We start from the raw sequence: 17,906 nt of genomic DNA, 5'->3' as shown, positions 1-17,906 counted from the left end.
CCGAGCGCGTCCAGTGCCGCCGCCTCCGCCCGGTTCAGCGCGAACGGCGTCACGGAACCAAGGTGAGCAACGCGAGGGCGACGCCGTGGTCGTCGTTGCTCCGCGTCAGCAGGGTCGCCGCACGCAGGACCTCGGGGCGGGCGTTCGCCGGCGCGATGCTGGTGCCCACGCGTGCGAACATGTCGAGGTCGTTGGGCCCGTCACCGATGGCGACGACATCACGAAGTGGGAGGCCACGGCGGGTGCAGTACCGCGCCAGGCCGGTTGCCTTGTCCACGCCGGAGCGGGTGATCTCAAGGGTGTTCGGGTTCGAGACCTGGACCGTCAATCCGGACGGGAGGTGCTCCGCGAGATTGCGAAGGACCTCGAGGCGGTCCGGCTCACCGATCACCATCAGCTTGTCCGGCCCTCGCTCTTCCGCCAGGAGCGGCCTCACCTCGGGCACCACGCCGATCTCACGGATCTCCTCCTCGATGGTGGCGTCGAGATGGCTCACGTACCAGTGCTCGCCGGCGAACCAGCTGACGCTGAACCCTGCAGTGACCGCGGCCTCGACCACGGCACGCGCTCGGGTGACCGGACAGGGCTGCTGGTCCTGGACGAGGAGCCGAGAGCCCTGGGCCCAGCTGCCCGTGAGGGCGCCCTGGGCGGAGATGAACACATCCGCTGCGCCCATGCCGAGCCGCGTCGCCACAGGTCTCACGGCCGCCGCCCCCCGCGACGTCACGAGCACGACCTCGACGCCCCGCGAGCGCACGTGCTGGATCGCGGTCAGCGTCTCGTCGGCCACGGACCCGTCGCTCCTGAGCAAGGTTCCATCCACGTCGAGCGCGAACAGCCGGGGCTCGGCGTTCCACCCCTCCCGCGGTCCGTGGCTCAGGTCGCGCTGCACGCGCCCCCCTCACAGCGACTGCTCCCAGCCGGGCCGGGCATCTCGCGGGGACCGCGACGTCGCCCCGCCCCACGGCCCGCGCCGCCTGCGGTCGTCCAGGTCGAGGTGGAGATCAAGAGGGGGCGGTGACCTGATCGGCGCCGCGCAGGAGCTCGTCGCGAGCGGGGTAGCGCGCCAGCGAGTCTCGTCCGATCACCGTCGACGCCACACGTACACCGGTCCGCAGCGCTCGCGCCATGTCGTCATGCTCGACGAGCTCGGCCAGCATCCCGGCGGCCAGGCTGTCCCCGGCCCCGGTGGTGTCCTTCGCCACGACCGGCGGAGCGTCGAGCCGGAGCCGCTCCCCCTGCGGCCCGCGGGCGATCAGCCCGCGCTCGGCGAGCTTGACGACGACCCAACCGCCGGAGAGTCGCTGCAGCGTCTCCGCAGCCGTCTCCGGATCCGGCTCGCCGGTCAGAGCCTGGGCCTCGGGCTCGTTCGGCAGGAAGATGTCCACCGACGGCAGGATGGCGAGAACCTCCTGCACGGCGCCTCCCCCCCAGTTGTCGGGATCCCAGCCGGTGTCGAAGACCGTGAGCGCGCCGTCCGTGCGGGCGCGTTCGAGGAGATCGATGGCGCCCGGTCCCCGGAGCCCAGGCAGCGAGAAGTAGCCGGTCAACAGCAGGATGTCCGCCGCGGTCGCGTCGGCTGGGACGTCGTCTTGGGTGTAGCTCGCCAGGACCCCGTGGGCAGTGAGGAAGGCCCGCTCGCGACCGGGCGCCTCGAGCGCGATCGAGATGCCGGTCTCCTGGCCAGCGACCACCTGCAGGTCGTCCCCGAGCCCCGCCCGATGCAGCTCCGCGGCGACCCAACGCCCGGCTTGGTCGTCCCCGACCGCCCCGAAGAGGCGGTGCGGCACCTGAAGCGCCGCCAGGGCGAGCGACACGTTGCCGGCGGCTCCGGCCGGCCGGACCGCGATGTGGTCGATGACGTCGTCGCCCCCCGGGACCGGCAGCCGTGTGACCGGACTGGCGATCACGTCGAGCTGGACGTTGCCCAGGACATGGACCGACCGGGTCATCGGTTGCCCAGCTTGATGTCGTCCTGCTCGTAGCGGAAGCCGTCCGCATGCAACCCTCGCCGACTCGCCAGGCTCCAGCCGAGCAGCTGTAGCGGAACGATCTCCAAGACGCTGCGCGCCAGGGGCGACGGCGGCTCAGGGAGCCGGATCAGGGCGAGCCGGTCGTCGGCATCGACGCCGGTCTCGGTCGTGACCAAGAGGGTGCAGCAGCCGAGGTCGCTCACCTCCCGGGCAAGGCGGAGCTCGCGCCCTGCACCGACGACGACGCACGCGACGCTCGGGTCGAGGGGCTCCATCGGCCCATGCAGGTAGTTGTGGGTCTCGTGGGCCGCGGTGAGGGCACGGGCGGCCTCGCGCAGGAGCAGCGCTCCCTCGCCCGCAGTGGTGAGCGATGCGCCGGAACCGACGACGTCGATGATCCTGGCCTCGTCGAACCGTTCCACGACCGAATCGATGACCGGCTTCGCCTCGGCGACCGCTCGCGCTGCTTGATCCGGCAACGCGGACCAGTCGGTCCCCGATCCTGCCCAGTGCTCGCCGAGCAGCCCGACGGCCTGGAGGGTCGCGGTGTACCCGGTCGTGTACACCGGGCTGTCCGGTCCACTTCCGAGCGCGACGACCTCGTCGACGAGCGCGGCCAGCGGGGAGTCCGTGAAGTTCGTGATCGCGATCCGACGTCCCGTCGTGGCCTCCAGCGCCGCCACCGTCTCCGAGCTGCGCCCGGACTCGCTCATCGCCACCACGACGTCGGCGACCGGACCCGACGCGCCCGCCAGTTCGGTGGCGGAGAGCGCGAACGCCCTGAGGCCGAGACTGCGCCACACCGGCGCCGCGCTCCGCGCCACGTGCTCGCTGGCACCGATGCCGACGAGCGCCACTACCGCACCCTCGGCGAGCGGCGCGATGTGGTCGAGGGTGCCGCGCACCACCGCCGCGCTCGTCCGCAGCACCTCCGGCTGCGCCTCGATGCCGTCGGGGAATCGCATGTCGATCAACCTTTCACTGCTCCGGAGGTCAGGCCTCCCACGATGTAGCGCTGGAAGGCCAACGCGAGGAGGACGGGCGGGATGGTGGCCAGCACCCCACCGGCGGCGATCAGTCCGAAGTCCGAGGAGTGCTTGCCGGTGAACTCGGCGATCGCGACCGGGATGGTCTTGGCCTGCGTGGTCGACGTGAAGATGAGCGCGTAGAGGAACTCGTCCCAGGCCAGCAGGAACCCGAACATCCCGGTGGTCAGGATGCCCGGCCTGGCGAGCGGCAGGATCACCCAGACGAGCGCACCCATCCGGCTGCAACCGTCGACCCGGGCCGCGTCCTCGAGGTCTCGAGGCAGGCTGAGGAAGTAGTTGCTCATCGTCCAGAGACAGAACGGCGTGACGATCGAGCTGTAGGTGATGACGAGGCCGACCTTGGTGTCGAGCAACCCGAGGTTGGCCAGTGCCAGGTACAGCGGGATCACGAGTGCGATCGGCGGCAGCATGTAGATCGCGAGGAAGGCAAACAGCGAGGTGCGCCGGAACCGGAACGTCAACCGTGCGAACGCATATCCGCCGAGCACTCCGACGACCAGTGACACGGCGGTCGTCACCGACGCCACCACGAAGCTGTTGATCATGGCACTGCGGAAGTTGGCGGCGACGTCGCCTCCCCCGCCTTCGGAGCCGAAGATCGCCCGGTATCTCTCGAAGGTCAGATGGTCCGGCCACCAGTGCGGGTGGGGTGACAGCAGCTCCGCGGACGGCGAGATGCTGGAGATCACCAACCAGGCGAACGGCGCCAGCACCACCAGCGCCATGACGACCGCCGCCACGTGGATCCAGATCAGGTAGGCCCGGCTCGGTCTCATTCGACACCCGCCAACTGGTTCTGCCTGAGGATCCGGAGATAGGCCATCGCGAGGGCGAACACGGCCAGCACGATCAAGTACGCCAGTGCGGCGCCGTACCCGAAGAGCTGGTTGGAGAACGCCTGGAGGTAGGTGTAGAAGGCGATCGTCTGCGTCCCGCTCGCCGGCCCACCGCCGGTCATCACGTAGATGATGTCGAAGACCTTGAACGCCTCGATCGTGCGCAGGATCAGGACGACCGCGATCGAGGGCGCCAACATCGGGATCGTGAGTCGCCAGAACGCCCGCCAGGGACCCGCGCCGTCGACGCGGGCCGCCTCGTAGAGGTCGCTGGGGATGGTCTGCAGGCCGGCGAGGATGAAGAACACGACGATCGAGGTGTTCTTCCAGACGTCGGCGATGATCACCATGTTGAGCGCCAGGAAGGGCTCGCCGAGCCACTGTGTCGGCGTATCCGAGATGCCCAGCGTGTCCAGGAGTCCGTTGAGCGCGCCGTACTGGCCGTTGTAGATCCATCGCCACAGGGCGCCGTTGACGATCGTCGGCAGCGCCCACGGCAGGACCACGATGCTGCGCCACAGCCACCGGGCCCGCAACGGCGAGTTGAGCAGTAGCGCCACGGCGATCCCCAGGGCGAGCTCGAGGAACGTCGACACCAGGGTGAAGTACATCGTGTGCCCGAGGACGGTGTAGAACCGGTCGTCCTGGAACACTCGGATGTAGTTGTCGAGACCGACGAACGGGTAGGAGCCCGGCATCGCGCTGTCGACGTCGTACAGCGAGACCACCAGGGTCCGGACGACCGGCCAGATCACGACCCCGAACACGACGACGGCCGCGGGCAGCAGCAGGAGGAGCGCGAAGCGCCCCTCGTGCTGCTGTCCCGTGCCCTGGCGTGCCCGGGGCCGGTCGGCCTCCCGGACGGTCGACCTCACCGTCAGGACTCCAGCAGCTTGGCGGCCTCGGAGGCTGCGTCGTCGAGGGCCTGCTGAGGCTCCTTGTCACCCAGCAGCGCCTTCTGGATCTCGGCCTGGAGGACCTGCGAGATCGCGTTGTAGCTGGCGACCTGGGGCCTCAGGATCATGTCGCCGAGCTGCTTCTTCGCCTGCGGCACGACGGCGGGGTTCGTCTCGACGACCTTGGGGTCGTCGTACGAGCTCTCCCAGACGGGAAGGGAGCTCAGTGCGTACTTGTTCTGCACGGGCTGGCTGGTGAGGTACTCGATGTACTTCCAGCCGGCGTCCTGGTTCTCGCTGGTCGCGGTGAGCGCGAGCGCCATGCTCCCGTTGACGCCTGGACGGCCGACCGGGCCGCTCGGCGTCTGCAGGACGGCGACGTCGCCCGGGATCTGGCTCTCCTTCGGGTCGTTCGCCAGCCCGTACATGTAGGTCCAGTTCAGGGCGATGCTGGCCTGACCCGAGGAGAACACGCGCCGCACGTCCTCCTCGAGCGACTGCGTCGACGCCGGGTTCGTGAGGCCGTCGACGATGGTCTGCCTCATGAACTCCAGGGCTGCGACGCCGCCGCCCTGGTTGAACGCCGGCTGTCCGGCGTCGTCGAGGAAGCTGCCACCGAACGCGCCGAGGAGCTGGGTGTAGTCGCAGATCAGCGCTTCTGCCTGCTGCCAGGACCAGATCAGCGGGTACTTCACTCCGCTCTGCTTGAGCGCACGAGCGGCCGTGAGCACGCCGTCCCACGTGTCGAGCTGCGCGGGGTCCACCTTGGCCTTCTCGAGCTGGGCGGTGTTGTAGAAGAGGTACTTGGTGTCGAGGATCCAGGGGACCCCGTAGAACTTGTCGTCGTACTGCGGCGTCGTGACGGCGCCGCCGAGCATCTGTTGCTTCCATTCGTCGGGCCAGCGGTCCGTGACGTCGGCGACGATGTTCTTGGTGCCGAACTCGGCCGGCCAGATCACGTCGATCAGCACCACGTCGTAGGTCCCGGCCGGGGCCGCCGCCACCGTCTTGTCGTGCAGCGCCTCGTACGAGACGAAGTCGGCCGTGACCTTGATGCCCGAGTTGGCCTTCATGAAGGCAGCCGTCATCTCCTGAATGTTCTCCTCGGAGTAGCCGGCCTGCTGCATGAACAGGGCGCGGATGCTGCCGCTGCCGCTGCCACCGCCGCCCTTCTTCGCACCCCCGCCGCCGACCCCGCAGGCGACGAGCATGCCGGAGAGCCCGAGAGCACTGCCGCCGACGAGCAGTCCGCGTCGCGTGGGCCGGGGCGCGATGTTGCCGGCGAGCGAGCCCGAGGAGGGTGATGTGGGCTTCATGACGTCTCCATTTGTTAGGCAACTTGCTTATTGAATGGATATTCTCAGCGTGCCGACAGGGCGTCAAGGGCGACAGGGGAGATTTGTGACCGCTGCAGCACACGGATCGAGCACCGACCAGGTGCTCGGGCTCCTTCTCGAGCACGAGAAGCCGGTGACGCGTCCGTTCCTCGCCGCGGCGAGCGGCCTGTCCCGGCCGACGGTCTTCGCCGCGATCCAGCAGCTCGAGAAGCGCGGGCTAGTGCGTGCGGTGGGTCAGCAGAGCGGCGCGCCGGGGCGGTCGGCCACGTTGTACGAGGTCCCCGAGGAGGCCGGGTCGCTGGCGGCCGTCGACATCGGCGGCAGCAACCTCCGGGTGGTCCTCACCGACCTGCGCGGGACGCTGGTGGCCGAGCAGCACCAGCCGACCGCCCGCCCCGGCGGGCCCGCCATCGTCGCCCAGGCGACCGAGCTGCTCCGGTCAACGCTCCTCTCCTCGCGGCTGGCCGCCATCCCCCTCCACACGATCGCCGTCTCCGTGCCGGGCGTCCTGTCCCACGACGGACGCACCGTCAGCTATGCCTCGAACATCGACCAGTTCGAGCCGTTCGACTTCCACACGCCGTTCGCGGACGCCTTCCACGTCCCCGTGGTCCTGGACAACAACGTCAACCTGGCCGCGATGGGCGAGCGGTGGCGAGGGGTCGCCCGCGAGCTCAGCACCTTCGCCGTGGTGGCTGTCGGCGCCGGCATCGGCGCCGGCATCGTGCACGAGGGCCGGGTCATGCGCGGGGCGCACGGCGCGGCGGGCGAGGTTGCGTTCCTCCCTCCGTTCGGGAAGCGCCGCAAGGTGGACGCGCGCGCCCATGACGAGGCTGGTGGCCTGAGCCTGCTGCACGATGCCAGGTCGCGCCCGGGCTGGGCCGGGGAGCCGCCGACGACGGTCGAGGACCTGTTCCGTCGAGCTGCGGCCGGCGAGAAGCCGGCCGTGGCACTCGTCGAGGAGGAGTGCGCGCGGATCGCGTCGGTGGTGGCCTCGATCGGCGCGATCATCGACCCCGAGGCGGTCGTCCTCACCGGCGGAGTGGGCGACAACGACCAGCTGATCGCGCGGGCCGCCCACCTGACGGAGGCGATGATCCCGTTCCCGCCCTCGGTGATCCGGTCCGGTCTCGGCGACCGGGCCAGTGTCATCGGCGCGGTCTACCTGGCAGCACAGTCCGCGCGACTCGAGCTGATGGAGGGGCCCGCGGGCTGACCGACCGCCCCCGGGAGCCGGTCAGCCGGAGTAGGCCACCTCGGAGCGCCACTCGGCCTCGTCCTGGCGGGCGGCGGCGAGGATGGCCTCGGCGACCCGGTCGGGGGCGAAGGGTCCCTCCTGCGCCAGGGTGCCGCGCACGGTGACCGACACGGCGCGGATGCCGTCGGGGGCCAAGGTGGCGTCGAGGCTGTGCACGAGGTTGCGCAGGCCGGCCTTCTGCACGCCGAGCGAGGCGGCCCGGTGCCAGGGCTGGTCGGCGGCCATGCTGCCGGTGGCGGTCACCCGGGCGCCGGCCGTCAGGAACGGCCGGGCCGCCTGGACGGCGACCAGCAGCGCGCCGACGCCGAGCGTCACGTCCTCGAGCAGCTCGGGCACGGTCAGCTCGAGCGGGTCCATCTCGCGGAACGCGCTGGGGTTGAAGTGCAGCACGTCGATGCGACCGGTGTGCTCGCCGAAGCGGCGGACCGCCGCGCCGGCGGCCTCGGCGTCGGTGAGGTCGGCGACGGCGTGGCCGACCGTCGCCCCCAGGGCCTCCAGCTCGCCGGCCAGCCGCAGCAGCTGCTCCTCGTCGAGGCCGAGCAGCGCGACGTCGTACCCCTCCTGGGCGAACGCCCGCGCCACCGAGCCGCTCACACCCGGACCCGCCCCCACGACCACGATCACCGGTCTGCTCATGGAGTCACCCTAGGGTCACCACACGTCACCGGGGCGCCAGTCGCAGGTGATCGGGCCGTCCAGGTCGACCCCGCTGGCGCCGGCCAGCACGTAGATCGACCCGTCGTCCTCGGGGGTCGCCACCGGACCGTCCGACGTCAGCACCGACGACGGTCCGCGCCACAGCGACCACCCGCGGGAGACGTAGAGCGGCACTCCGCGCTCGGAGGCGCTGAGCGCGAGCAGGTCGTACGCCGGCGCGAGGTCCTCGAGCGCGGCCATCACGGCCGACCCCAGACCCCGGCGCTGGGTGTCGGGGTGCACCGCCACGGCCTCGACGTAGCCGCAGCTCAGCGGCCGCTCGCCCTGGAACAGCCGCCGCGACACGACGGACCCGTGTGCGAGCACCGGGCCCTCCTCGAGGACCAGGGCATGCACGCCGCCGAGCGCGTGGGCCCAGTCGTGGTCGCTGAAGTCGGTGAACGCCACGTCCACCAGCGCCCGGATCCCGGCGAGCTCCGCGGCGGTGAGCTCCGCGGTGCGAGAGCGTCTGATCACCGGTCCTCACCAGCCCGGCGGCGTGCGCCCGGCCCACGGCGCGGCCGCCTCCACCTGCGCGGCCAGCGAGAGCAGCAGCTCGTCCTCGGCCGGCCGGGCCGCGAGCATCACGCCGACCGGCAGACCGTCCCCGGTCCAGTGCAGGGGCAGCGAGATCGCGGGCATTCCGGTGACGTTCCACGCCGAGGTCCACGGCGTGAACTCCTTCTGGGCGCGGAAGTCCGCGGCCGGGTCGTCGTCGTCGCGCATCGCACCGACCAGCACCGGCGGGGTGGCGAGGGTCGGGGTGAGCACGGCGTCGTACGCCGCCAGCGCGGTCAGCGCGTCGGCGGCATGCCTGCGCATCGCGCCGATCGCCAGGCCGAACTCCGGCCCGTTGACCTCGCGCCCGGCGGCCGAGAGCCACCGGGTCAGCGGCCGCAGCTGGTGCTGGCGCTCCGGCGGGACCACCGAGAGCGCCGTGAGCACCGCCCAGCAGATCTCGAAGACCGGCACCGCCTCGCGCGGCAGCGGCACGGGCACGTCGACGACCTCGTGTCCGAGCGACTCCAACAGCCGCGAGGCGTCCTCCCAGGCCCGCACGCAGTCCGGGTCCACCTCGACGTCGGCGATGACGGGCTCGATGAATCGCGCGATCCGCAGCGGGCCGGGCTCACGGTCGCACGCGGAGAGGAAGGTGCCGGAGGGAGGGGGCGCCCAGGACGGGTCACCCACCCGCCGCCCGGCGAGCACGTCGAGCAGCGCGGCCGCGTCGCGCACCGTGCGGGAGATCGGCCCGGCCGTCGCGAGGCCCACCGCGTCGCCGTACATCGGAGATCCGCTGATCCTGCCCCGGCTGGGCTTGAGCCCGACCAGTCCGCAGCACGAGGCGGGGATCCGGATCGACCCGCCGCCGTCGGAGCCCTGCGCGACCGGCACCAGGCCGGCCGCCACCGCGGCCGCGGCGCCACCCGAGGATCCGCCGGCGGTGCGGGTCGGGTCCCAGGGCGTCACCGCGGGCGGAGCGACGTCGGGCTCGGTGTAGCAAGGCGAGCCGAACTCCGGGGTGTTGGTCTTGCCGAGGCTCACCATCCCGGCCGCCTCGATCGACAGCGTGACGTTGTCGGACACCTCGGGCACGAAGTCGGAGAACGCCGCGGAGCCGAACGTCGTGCGCACCCCCGCGGTCAGGTTCAGGTCCTTGATCGCCGTCGGCACGCCGAACAGCGGCGAGTCGTGCTGCTCGGCCTCGTCGGCGAGCGAGGTGGCCCGGTCGCGGGCGCGTTCGGGGGTGAGCGTGACGAACGCACCGACCGTGTCGAGACGGTCGGCGCGTTCGAGGTAGTGGTCGGCGAGCTCGCGCGGGGAGACCTCGCGCCGGCGGACCAGCTCGCCCTGCTCGAGTGCGGTCAGGTCATGGAGTTCGGCCACGACCCGACGTTAGCCGCTGGAGGGCGGGCTCAGGCAGCGGTGCCGGCGGCGTCGTACTCCGCGAGGGCACGGACCGCGCCGTGCAGGCGGTCGAGCACCTCGGCGTCGTGCAGGACGTCGACGTCCACGGTCGGCTGGGACACCGTGATGTCCTCGACGACGACCGCGCCCGCGACCCGAGCGGAGCGCACGGCGTCGGCGTGCGCCCACTTGCCGCCGTACGGCGTGGGGGTCGCGCCGACCACGCCGAAAGGCTTGCCGACCATCGCGCCGGCGCCGTAGGGCCGCGAGAGCCAGTCGATCGCGTTGTTGAGCACGGCGGGCATCGTGCCGTTGTACTCGGGCGTCACGGCGAGGACGCGGTCGGCGGCGGCGACCCGCTCACGCAGGCGGACGGCGGACGCGGGGATGTCGGAGGGGTTGTCGAGGTCCTCGTTGTAGAACGGCACGTCCGCGAGGCCGTCGACGATGTCCACGGTCACACCCTCGGGGGCCTGGTCGCGGAGGATCTCGGCGATCTTGCGGTTGACGGAGTCGGTGCGGAGGCTGCCGACGAGGACAGCGATGGTGTTGGTCATGCGAGTCGAAACGGACCGTGGTCCGCTTTGTATTCCCGGGCGTCCCGATCGGCTTCTCCCTAGGCTGTGCGACGTCATGTCCGAGCCCCGCGTCCTCCCCCTGCTCACCGGCCCGCCGCCCGAGCGCCGCGACGCCGCGCGCAACCGCGAGGCGCTGCTGGCGGCGGCCCGAGAGCTCGTCGAGCGCGACGGCGTCCACGCGGTGACGATGGACGCGGTGGCCGCGGCCGCCGGCGTCGGCAAGGGCACGGTCTTCCGGCGGTTCGGCTCCAAGGAGGGCCTGATGGCGGCGGTCCTCGACCACTCCGAGACGGAGTGGCAGCGGCAGCTCATGTTCGGGCCGCCGCCGCTGGGGCCCGGTGCGCCGCCGTGGGACCGGCTGGTCGCCTTCGGGTGGTCGCGCCTGGAGACCACGCTGCTGCACGCGGACCTGATCCGGGCCGCCGGGGCGGAGGGCAGCCGGTCGTCCGCGGCGTACTCCCTGGTCGCCATGCACGTGCGCTACCTGCTCTCCGAGCTCGAAGTCACCGGCGACCTGCCGATCCTCGCGACCGCGCTCCTGGCGCCGATGGAGATCCCGATCCTCGACCAGCAGATCGAGCTCGACGGGTTCCCGCTGGACCGGGTCTACGCCGGCTGGGTCGACCTGGCCCGACGGATCGTGGGCCCGAACGCCGGCTAGGGCGCGGCTGGATCACCGGGCGAGGCGCCGGGCGAGGTACGGCGCGGTCGCGCTGCCCTCGGTCCGCGCGACCTCGGCCGGCGTCCCGGTGGCCACGACCCGGCCGCCCGCGTCTCCCCCACCGGGCCCGAGGTCGATGACCCAGTCGGCGGTGGCGATCGCATCGAGGTCGTGCTCGACCAGCACCACGGTGTTGCCGGCGTCGACGAGCCGGTGCAGCTGGCGCAGCAGCAGGGCGGTGTCCGCGGGATGCAGACCCGAGGTCGGCTCGTCGAGCAGGTACAGCGCGTGGCCGCGCCGCGCGCGCTGGAGCTCGGTGGCCAGCTTGATGCGCTGCGCCTCACCTCCGCTGAGCTCGGTCGCGGGCTGGCCGAGGCGCAGATAGCCCAGCCCCACGTCGCGCAGCGTCGCGAGGCTCCGGGCGGCCACGGGCACGTCGGCCAGGAACCCGGCGGCCTCGTCCACCGAGAGCGCCAGCACCTCCGCGACGTTCTTGCCGCGGTAGGTCACCTCGAGGGTCTCGTCGTCGTAGCGGGCGCCGTGGCACGCCGGGCAGGGTGCGTAGGTCCCGGGCAGGAACATCAGCTCGACGGCGACGAACCCCTCCCCCTGGCAGGTCTCGCAGCGACCCTCGGGGACGTTGAACGAGAACCGGCCGGCGCCGTACCCGCGCTCCTGCGCCTCGTCGGTCGCGGCGAACACCCTGCGCACGGCGTCGAACAGCCCGGTGTACGTCGCCAGGTTGGAGCGCGGGGTGCGCCCGATCGGCCGCTGGTCGACGACGACCAACCGGTCGAACGACTCGGCGGCCTCGGGGTCCTCGGCGAGGACCTGGCTGACCAGCGTCGACTTCCCCGAGCCCGAGACGCCGGTCACCGCGGTCAGCACGCACAGCGGGATGTCGGCCGAGACGTCACGCAGGTTGTGCCGGGTCACGCCGGTGAGCCGCAGCCATCCCTGGGGCTCACGCACCTCGTGCTCGAGCCGCTGCGCGCGGCCGAACAGATAGGCGCCGGTCGCCGAGTCCTCGACGGTCTCGAGCCCCGCAACGGGCCCGCTGTAGAGCACCCGGCCGCCGCGCTCGCCGGCGCCGGGGCCGATGTCGACGACCCAGTCGGCACGGCGCACCACGTCGAGGTCGTGCTCGACCACGAACAGCGAGTTGCCCGAGGCCAACAGTCGGTCGAGCACCTCGAGCAGCGGCTCGGCGTCCGCCGGGTGCAGGCCCGCGGACGGCTCGTCGAGCACGTAGACGACACCGAACAGGCCCGAGCGCAGCTGGGTGGCGATCCGCAGCCGCTGCGCCTCGCCGGGCGAGAGCGTCGTGGAGCTGCGGCCCAGGCTCAGGTAGCCGAGCCCGAGGTCGAGCAGCACCTCGAGGCGCGCGACCAGGTCGGCGCAGATCCGGACCGCGACCTCGTGGGCCTCCTCGGGCAGCTCGGCGGTGGGCCGGAGCAGCGCCGCGAGGTCCGCGAGCGAGAGGGCGTTGACCTCCGCGATCGAGCGGCCGGCGTACGTCACCGCCAGCGCCTCCGGGCGCAGTCCGCTGCCGCGGCAGTCGGGGCAGGGCGCATCCACCACGAACCGCAGCGCCCGCTCGCGCATCCGCTCGCTCTTGGAGTCGGCGAGCACGTGCATGACGTGCTTGCGCGCGCTCCAGAACGTCCCGTAGTAGCCGTAGTCGATGCGGTCGCGCTCCGGCTTGATCAGCACCGCGGGCTGTTCGTCGGTGAACAGCAGCCAGTCGCGATCCCTCTTGCGCAGCCTGCGCCACGGCCGGTCGATGTCGATGCCGAGCCCGCTCACGATGCTGCGCAGGTTGGCCCCCTGCCAGGCGCCCGGCCACGCCGCGATCGCGCCCTCGCGGATGCTCAACGAGGGGTCGGGCACGAGCAGCTCCTCCGTGACGTCGTGGACGACGCCGAGGCCGTGGCAGCGCGGGCAGGCACCGGCCACGGTGTTGGGCGAGAAGGCCTCGGCCGCGAGGTGGTCGGCCCCGGGCGGGTGGTCGCCGGCCCGGGAGTAGAGCATCCGCAGCAGGTTGGACAGCGTGGTGATCGTCCCGACGGTCGAGCGCGATGTCGCCGCGGCCCGGCGCTGCTGCAGCGCGACGGCCGGCGGCAGGCCGGTGATCTCCTGGACGTGCGGCGCGCCGACCTGCTGCAGCAGCCGCCGGGCGTACGGCGCCACCGACTCGAAGTAGCGGCGTTGCGCCTCGGCGTACAACGTGCCGAACGCGAGCGACGACTTCCCCGACCCCGAGACCCCGGTGAACACGACGAGCGCGTCGCGGGGCAGGTCGACGTCGACGTGGCGCAGGTTGTGCTCGCTGGCACCGCGCACGCGCACCAGGTGGTCGGGGGCATCGGAGGTCACCGACGCGACGTACCCACCGGAGGCGGTGCGCAGCGGGCTAGGGCTCGACCGCCACCTGCACCGGCGCCGCCGCCGGTCCCCGACCCGCCCACCGCAGCACGAGGTCGGCGAACACCAGCAGGACCACGCCGACGAACGCGTCGAGCCACCAGTGGTTGGCGGTGACGACCACGACGAGGGTCGTCACGACGGCGTGCGCCGACGCGACGACACCCAGCCACCGCGGGCCGGTGCGGACGACGACGTACGCGATCAGCACCGCCCAGCCCACGTGGAGGCTGGGCATCGCGGCGAACTGGTTGGCCATCGCCCCGCTGGCGCCGTCGTAGGGCGACGGGCCGTAGATCGTCATGGTGTCGACGAAGCCCCAGGTGGGGAACATCCGCGGCGGCGCCAGCGGGAACACCAGGTGGATCACCAGCGCGGCGCCGGTCTGGAGGATCAGCAGGTTGCGCGCCCAGGCGTACTCGCGCTCCGAGCGTCGCAGGTAGCCCCAGAGCAGGAACGCGATCATCAGCGGGAAGTGGACACCGGTGTAGTAGACGTTCGCGACGCGCAGCAGCAGCTCGGAGTGCACCGCGGCCTGCAACGCGGCCTCCGACGGCAGCCCGATCGCGGCCTCGGCGCGATGCACGAGGTCGGCGTGGTCCACCGCCGCGGCGACCTCGTCGGCCACGACCGCGCGGCCGAGCTTGTAGACCCCGAACAGCGCGCCGACGAGCGCGAGCTCCGTCACCGCCCGGCGCACCCCGGCCGGGACCCGGGGCCGGCCGCGCTCGACCGGGGCGGGCGCGGGCGCAGGGGCGGCCCGGACCGGCCGGATCTGGTCGGAGTCGTCGAGTGTGCTCATCGGTGCAGTCGTTGGTGACGCCGCACGGCGCCACCGGTCCTACCCACCGACCCTACCCACGACACGGTCGTGGGCACGAAAGGATTTGGGCCCGGGCCCTTATGCCTCGTGCTTGCGCAGGCCGAACGTGAGCCCGTCGACGAGTGCGCCCCACGACGCCTCGATGACGTTGGCGCCGACCCCGACGGTGACCCAGGAGCTCTCGCCGTCGCTGGTCTCGATCAGCACGCGGGTGATCGCGTCGGTGCCGTGACCCTGGTCGAGGATGCGCACCTTGTAGTCGATCAGCTCGAACTTCGCGACCTGCGGGTAGGCCTGCACGATCGCCTCGCGCAGCGCGTGGTCGAGCGCGTTGACCGGGCCGTTGCCCTCGCCGGTGACCACGTAGCGGACCCCGCCGGCCTTCAGCTTCACCGTCGCCTCCGAGACCGCCTCGTCGTCGTCACTGCGCCGGGCGAGGGTCTCGGTGATGACCCGCCACGACTCGACGTCGAAGTACGACGGACGCACGCCCTCGACCTCCTCGGCGAGCAGCAGCTCGAAGGAGGCGTCGGCGGCCTCGAACGTGTAGCCGCGGTTCTCCAGGCGCTTGACCCGATCGGTGATCCGGGTGACCAGCTCGCGATCGCCCGAGAGGTCGAAGCCCAGCTCGCGGCCCTTCAGCTCGATCGAGGCCCGCCCGGCCATGTCCGAGACCAGCAGCCGCATGTCGTTGCCGACGCCGGCGGGGTCCATGTGCTGGTAGAGGTCCGGGTCGACCTTGATCGCGCTGGCGTGCAGGCCGGCCTTGTGCGTGAACGCCGAGCTGCCGACGTACGGCTGCCGCGATGCGGGCGGGAAGTTCGTGACCTCGGCGACCGCGTGCGCGATCCGGGTGGCCTCGGTGAGCAGCCCGGGCGGCAGGACCCGCCGGTCGAGCTTGAGCTCGAGGTTGGCGACCACCGAGACGAGATCGGCGTTGCCGGTGCGCTCGCCGTAGCCGTTGATCGTCCCCTGCACGTGGGTCGCGCCCGCGTCGACGGCCGCGAGCGTGTTGGCGACCGCACAGCCGGTGTCGTTGTGGCAGTGGATGCCCACCCGGACCTGGGCGTTCTCGCGCACGTCGTGGACCACGTCGCCGACCCAGGCCGGCAGCATCCCGCCGTTGGTGTCGCACAGCGCGATCACCTCGGCGCCCGCGTCGTACGCCGTGCGCAGCACCTCGAGCGCGTAGTCGCGGTTGGCCCGGTAGCCGTCGAAGAAGTGCTCGGCGTCGAGGAACACCGTCTGTCCCTCCTCGCGCAGGTGCGTCACGGTGTCGCGGATCATCGCGAGGTTCTCCTCGAGCGTGGTGCGCAGCGCGAGCTCGACGTGACGGTCGTGGGACTTGGCGACCAGCGTCACCACGCTGGCGCCGCTGTCGCGCAGCGCTGCGACCAGCGGGTCGTCGGCGGCCTTCACGCCCGCGCGCCGCGTCGCGCCGAACGCCGCGAGCCGCGCGTGCTGGAGGTCCAGCTCGGCCACCGCCCGGCGGAAGAACTCGGTGTCCTTGGGGTTGGCGCCCGGCCAGCCGCCTTCGATGTAGCCGACCCCGAGCCCGTCGAGCTGCCGCGCGATCGAGAGCTTGTCGGCGACGGAGAGGTTGAGTCCCTCCTGCTGGGCGCCGTCGCGCAGGGTGGTGTCGTAGACGTGGAAGGCGCCGTGCAGGTCCATCGGTTCTCTCTCGGGTTCGGACAACAAAAAAACCTCTCGGGGACGAGAGGTCGGCGCGTCGGGCAGGAGCTCGACGCGCTAGCAAATGATGATCTGCTGGTGGTGCACGGACTCATCGTGCCACGGGGACCTCGTCACGGGCGAGGGATCTCGGCATTCGGCCGGCCGTCGGCGGGCGTCCAGGTGGTGCCGGCGAGGTCGGCGCGGAAGCCCAGTCCCGCGGCCGCGGCCAGCACGAGCAGCACGGCGACCACCCAGCGACGGGGGTCCGCGGCGAGCGGGTTGACCACGCGGGAGACCGGACGGCGCACCCGGGAGCCGCCGGGCCCCAGCCACAAGGACACGGTCAGCGCGGTGCCGCACACGAACAGCGCCAGCGCCATCCCGGTGGCGATCGCGTAGCAGACCAGGGCGGCCGCGACGGCCAGGCCGATGCTCCACAGCGCGAGCAGCAGCGTGCCGGGCACCGACTGCACGAGGTGCCAGGGCGCCGCGAACAGCAGCTGCACGCCGTCGTACCACTTGCGGCCGCGGGCCTCGCGGCGCAGGTCACGCGCGGAGCCGGCCAGCGATCCGCTGCGCAGCAGCCAGACCAGGACCAGCAGGAGCGTGAGCGTGACCCACGGGAACGCCGCGCACCCGGCGCCGGCGGCGAGCGCCACGGCGCCGAGCAGCACGGCGCGGCGGACCCGCTCACCGAACGGCACCGGGGCCGGTGCGGCGGGGTGGTCAGCGGACTCGTACGACGTCAGCGCGAGCGTGTGCGGCTCGGCGGCGTTGTGCCCCGGCCACACGTCGGTCGCGTCGTCGGCGGCCGCCTGCGCGGCCAGAGCGAGCGGCACCGTGTACGGGTCGTGCGGCGCGGCGGTCGGGGGCGGCGTACGCCGCTCGCCCGGTCTCGTGGTCAGCGGACGCAGCCAGGCGAGGATCTGCTCCAGCGTCGGCCGCTCGTGCGGGTCGGGCGCCAGGGCCGCGGCGACCACCTGACGCAGGTCGTGCGGCAGCCCGTCGAGGTCGAACTGGCCGCGCCGGACCCGGTCCATGATCGCCATCGAGGGCCCGCGGCCGAACGGCGGGTGACCCGTGCCGGCGTACGCCACGGTCGCCGCCCAGGAGTGCACGTCGGAGGCCGTGGTCGCGTCGTCGCCGTAGAGGATCTCGGGCGCCAGGTAGCCCGGTGTGCCCAGCAGCCAGCCGGTGTGGGTGAGCTTGGGGTCATCGGCGACGCGGGCCAGACCGAAGTCGATGAGGATCGGCGTACGCCCCTCCATCAGCACGTTCGAGGGCTTCACGTCGCGGTGCAGCACGCCGGCCTCGTGCACCGCGGCGAGCCCCTCGGCGAGGCAGCCGGCGAACCACAGCAGGTCGGCGCCGTCGATCGGCCCCTCCTCGCGCACGTGGTCGTGCAGCGAGAGGCCGGGCACGTAGCGGGTGGCGACGTAGGGCACCGGCGCCCACGGGTCGGCGTCGACGATCTCGGCGACCCACCTGCTGCGCACCAGCGACAGCGAGTGGACCTCGCGGTCGAGCCGTTGCCGGGCCTCCTCGTCGCCCACGATGTGGGGACGCAGCACTTTCAGCGCGACGCGGTGGCCGTCGGGTCGGCGGGCCAGGTGGACCACACCCATCCCGCCCTCACCGAGGCGGGCCAGCAGCGTGTAGTCGCCGACGCGCAGGCCGGGCGGTGCCTGCTCGGGCCGGGGTGCGGTGCTCACGGCCAGAGCCTACGGCGCCACGGCCGTCCCACGCCTGCGACGCGGCGTGTGCCTGGCAGTGCGCCAGGGCGCACTCTCAGG

The 17,906-nt window shown here is 72.3% G+C and carries 16 protein-coding genes; 2 read left to right on the top strand and 14 right to left on the bottom strand.

Features of this window, described 5'->3' with window-relative positions; all coding sequences use genetic code 11:
- Nucleotides 1-49 precede the first annotated feature (49 nt).
- The 6 genes from VGD85_RS01880 to VGD85_RS01855 form a co-directional block, all read right to left on the bottom strand.
- A complete protein-coding gene (locus tag VGD85_RS01880; RefSeq protein ID WP_331061755.1) occupies nt 50-892 on the bottom strand; it encodes a Cof-type HAD-IIB family hydrolase in 843 nt (280 codons plus the stop codon).
- Between the two features lie 112 nt (nt 893-1,004).
- The gene (locus VGD85_RS01875) at nt 1,005-1,952 is read right to left on the bottom strand and encodes a carbohydrate kinase family protein (RefSeq protein WP_331061754.1); all 948 of its coding nucleotides are present in this window, start codon (nt 1,950-1,952) and stop codon (nt 1,005-1,007) included.
- Nucleotides 1,949-2,938, bottom strand: coding sequence for an SIS domain-containing protein (locus tag VGD85_RS01870; RefSeq protein WP_331061753.1), 990 nt, complete (start codon nt 2,936-2,938; stop codon nt 1,949-1,951). Before VGD85_RS01870 ends, VGD85_RS01875 begins: the two co-directional genes overlap by 4 nt.
- Before the next feature lie 5 nt (nt 2,939-2,943).
- Complete coding sequence (locus VGD85_RS01865; RefSeq protein ID WP_331061752.1) at nt 2,944-3,798, bottom strand: carbohydrate ABC transporter permease; 855 nt, start codon at nt 3,796-3,798, stop codon at nt 2,944-2,946.
- Nucleotides 3,795-4,733, bottom strand: a complete 939-nt coding sequence (locus VGD85_RS01860) for a sugar ABC transporter permease (RefSeq protein ID WP_331061751.1) — start codon at nt 4,731-4,733, stop codon at nt 3,795-3,797. The genes VGD85_RS01865 and VGD85_RS01860 overlap by 4 nt, the downstream gene beginning before the upstream one ends.
- Before the next feature lie 2 nt (nt 4,734-4,735).
- Nucleotides 4,736-6,070 (bottom strand): extracellular solute-binding protein, encoded by a 1,335-nt coding sequence (locus tag VGD85_RS01855; RefSeq protein WP_331061750.1) that lies wholly within the window; start codon nt 6,068-6,070, stop codon nt 4,736-4,738.
- A gap of 85 nt (nt 6,071-6,155) precedes the next feature.
- Here VGD85_RS01855 and VGD85_RS01850 point away from each other — a divergent pair, with 85 nt between their 5' ends.
- A complete protein-coding gene (locus tag VGD85_RS01850; protein WP_331061749.1) occupies nt 6,156-7,307 on the top strand; it encodes an ROK family transcriptional regulator in 1,152 nt (383 codons plus the stop codon).
- A gap of 21 nt (nt 7,308-7,328) precedes the next feature.
- Here the strand turns inward: VGD85_RS01850 and VGD85_RS01845 are convergent, their stop codons facing one another.
- The 4 genes from VGD85_RS01845 to VGD85_RS01830 are packed head-to-tail and all read right to left on the bottom strand — an operon-like array spanning nt 7,329 to nt 10,510.
- Nucleotides 7,329-7,985 carry an SDR family oxidoreductase gene (locus tag VGD85_RS01845; protein WP_331061748.1) on the bottom strand — a complete coding sequence of 219 codons (657 nt, stop codon included), beginning with the start codon at nt 7,983-7,985 and terminating at the stop codon, nt 7,329-7,331.
- A 15-nt stretch (nt 7,986-8,000) separates the two neighbouring features.
- Complete coding sequence (locus VGD85_RS01840) at nt 8,001-8,522, bottom strand: GNAT family N-acetyltransferase (protein ID WP_331061747.1); 522 nt, start codon at nt 8,520-8,522, stop codon at nt 8,001-8,003.
- Between the two features lie 6 nt (nt 8,523-8,528).
- Nucleotides 8,529-9,932, bottom strand: a complete 1,404-nt coding sequence (locus VGD85_RS01835) for an amidase (protein WP_331061746.1) — start codon at nt 9,930-9,932, stop codon at nt 8,529-8,531.
- A 29-nt stretch (nt 9,933-9,961) separates the two neighbouring features.
- The gene (locus tag VGD85_RS01830; RefSeq protein WP_331061745.1) at nt 9,962-10,510 is read right to left on the bottom strand and encodes an NAD(P)H-dependent oxidoreductase; all 549 of its coding nucleotides are present in this window, start codon (nt 10,508-10,510) and stop codon (nt 9,962-9,964) included.
- A 76-nt stretch (nt 10,511-10,586) separates the two neighbouring features.
- Here VGD85_RS01830 and VGD85_RS01825 point away from each other — a divergent pair, with 76 nt between their 5' ends.
- A complete protein-coding gene (locus VGD85_RS01825; RefSeq protein WP_331061744.1) occupies nt 10,587-11,192 on the top strand; it encodes a helix-turn-helix domain-containing protein in 606 nt (201 codons plus the stop codon).
- Between the two features lie 12 nt (nt 11,193-11,204).
- On the opposite strand, the gene uvrA is transcribed toward VGD85_RS01825, so the two are convergent.
- The 4 genes from uvrA to VGD85_RS01805 all read right to left on the bottom strand — a co-directional run bounded on the left by uvrA (nt 11,205) and on the right by VGD85_RS01805 (nt 17,825).
- Nucleotides 11,205-13,568 (bottom strand): excinuclease ABC subunit UvrA, encoded by a 2,364-nt coding sequence (uvrA, locus tag VGD85_RS01820; RefSeq protein ID WP_331061743.1) that lies wholly within the window; start codon nt 13,566-13,568, stop codon nt 11,205-11,207.
- A gap of 37 nt (nt 13,569-13,605) precedes the next feature.
- On the bottom strand, nt 13,606-14,418 hold the full coding sequence (locus VGD85_RS01815) for a phosphatase PAP2 family protein (RefSeq protein WP_331061742.1): 813 nt from the start codon (nt 14,416-14,418) through the stop codon (nt 13,606-13,608).
- A gap of 99 nt (nt 14,419-14,517) precedes the next feature.
- Complete coding sequence (cimA, locus tag VGD85_RS01810; protein ID WP_331061741.1) at nt 14,518-16,110, bottom strand: citramalate synthase; 1,593 nt, start codon at nt 16,108-16,110, stop codon at nt 14,518-14,520.
- 134 nt (nt 16,111-16,244) lie between these two features.
- On the bottom strand, nt 16,245-17,825 hold the full coding sequence (locus VGD85_RS01805; protein WP_331061740.1) for a serine/threonine-protein kinase: 1,581 nt from the start codon (nt 17,823-17,825) through the stop codon (nt 16,245-16,247).
- Nucleotides 17,826-17,906 lie beyond the last annotated feature (81 nt).

It is taken from the genome of Nocardioides sp., from assembly GCF_036401255.1.
GTDB lineage: Bacteria > Actinomycetota > Actinomycetes > Propionibacteriales > Nocardioidaceae > Nocardioides.
Note: the sequence above shows the minus strand (reverse complement) of the source record. Positions and strands in the feature narration are given on the sequence as shown.

Coding starts and splice junctions, on each gene's coding strand:
- VGD85_RS01825 (WP_331061744.1), top strand. CDS start 10,587: ATGTCCGAGCCCCGCGTCCTCCCCCTGCTCACCGGCCCGCCGCCCGAG.
- VGD85_RS01845 (WP_331061748.1), bottom strand. CDS start 7,985: ATGAGCAGACCGGTGATCGTGGTCGTGGGGGCGGGTCCGGGTGTGAGC.
- VGD85_RS01865 (WP_331061752.1), bottom strand. CDS start 3,798: ATGAGACCGAGCCGGGCCTACCTGATCTGGATCCACGTGGCGGCGGTC.
- VGD85_RS01875 (WP_331061754.1), bottom strand. CDS start 1,952: ATGACCCGGTCGGTCCATGTCCTGGGCAACGTCCAGCTCGACGTGATC.
- VGD85_RS01830 (WP_331061745.1), bottom strand. CDS start 10,510: ATGACCAACACCATCGCTGTCCTCGTCGGCAGCCTCCGCACCGACTCC.
- VGD85_RS01815 (WP_331061742.1), bottom strand. CDS start 14,418: ATGAGCACACTCGACGACTCCGACCAGATCCGGCCGGTCCGGGCCGCC.
- cimA (WP_331061741.1), bottom strand. CDS start 16,110: ATGGACCTGCACGGCGCCTTCCACGTCTACGACACCACCCTGCGCGAC.
- VGD85_RS01855 (WP_331061750.1), bottom strand. CDS start 6,070: ATGAAGCCCACATCACCCTCCTCGGGCTCGCTCGCCGGCAACATCGCG.
- VGD85_RS01870 (WP_331061753.1), bottom strand. CDS start 2,938: ATGCGATTCCCCGACGGCATCGAGGCGCAGCCGGAGGTGCTGCGGACG.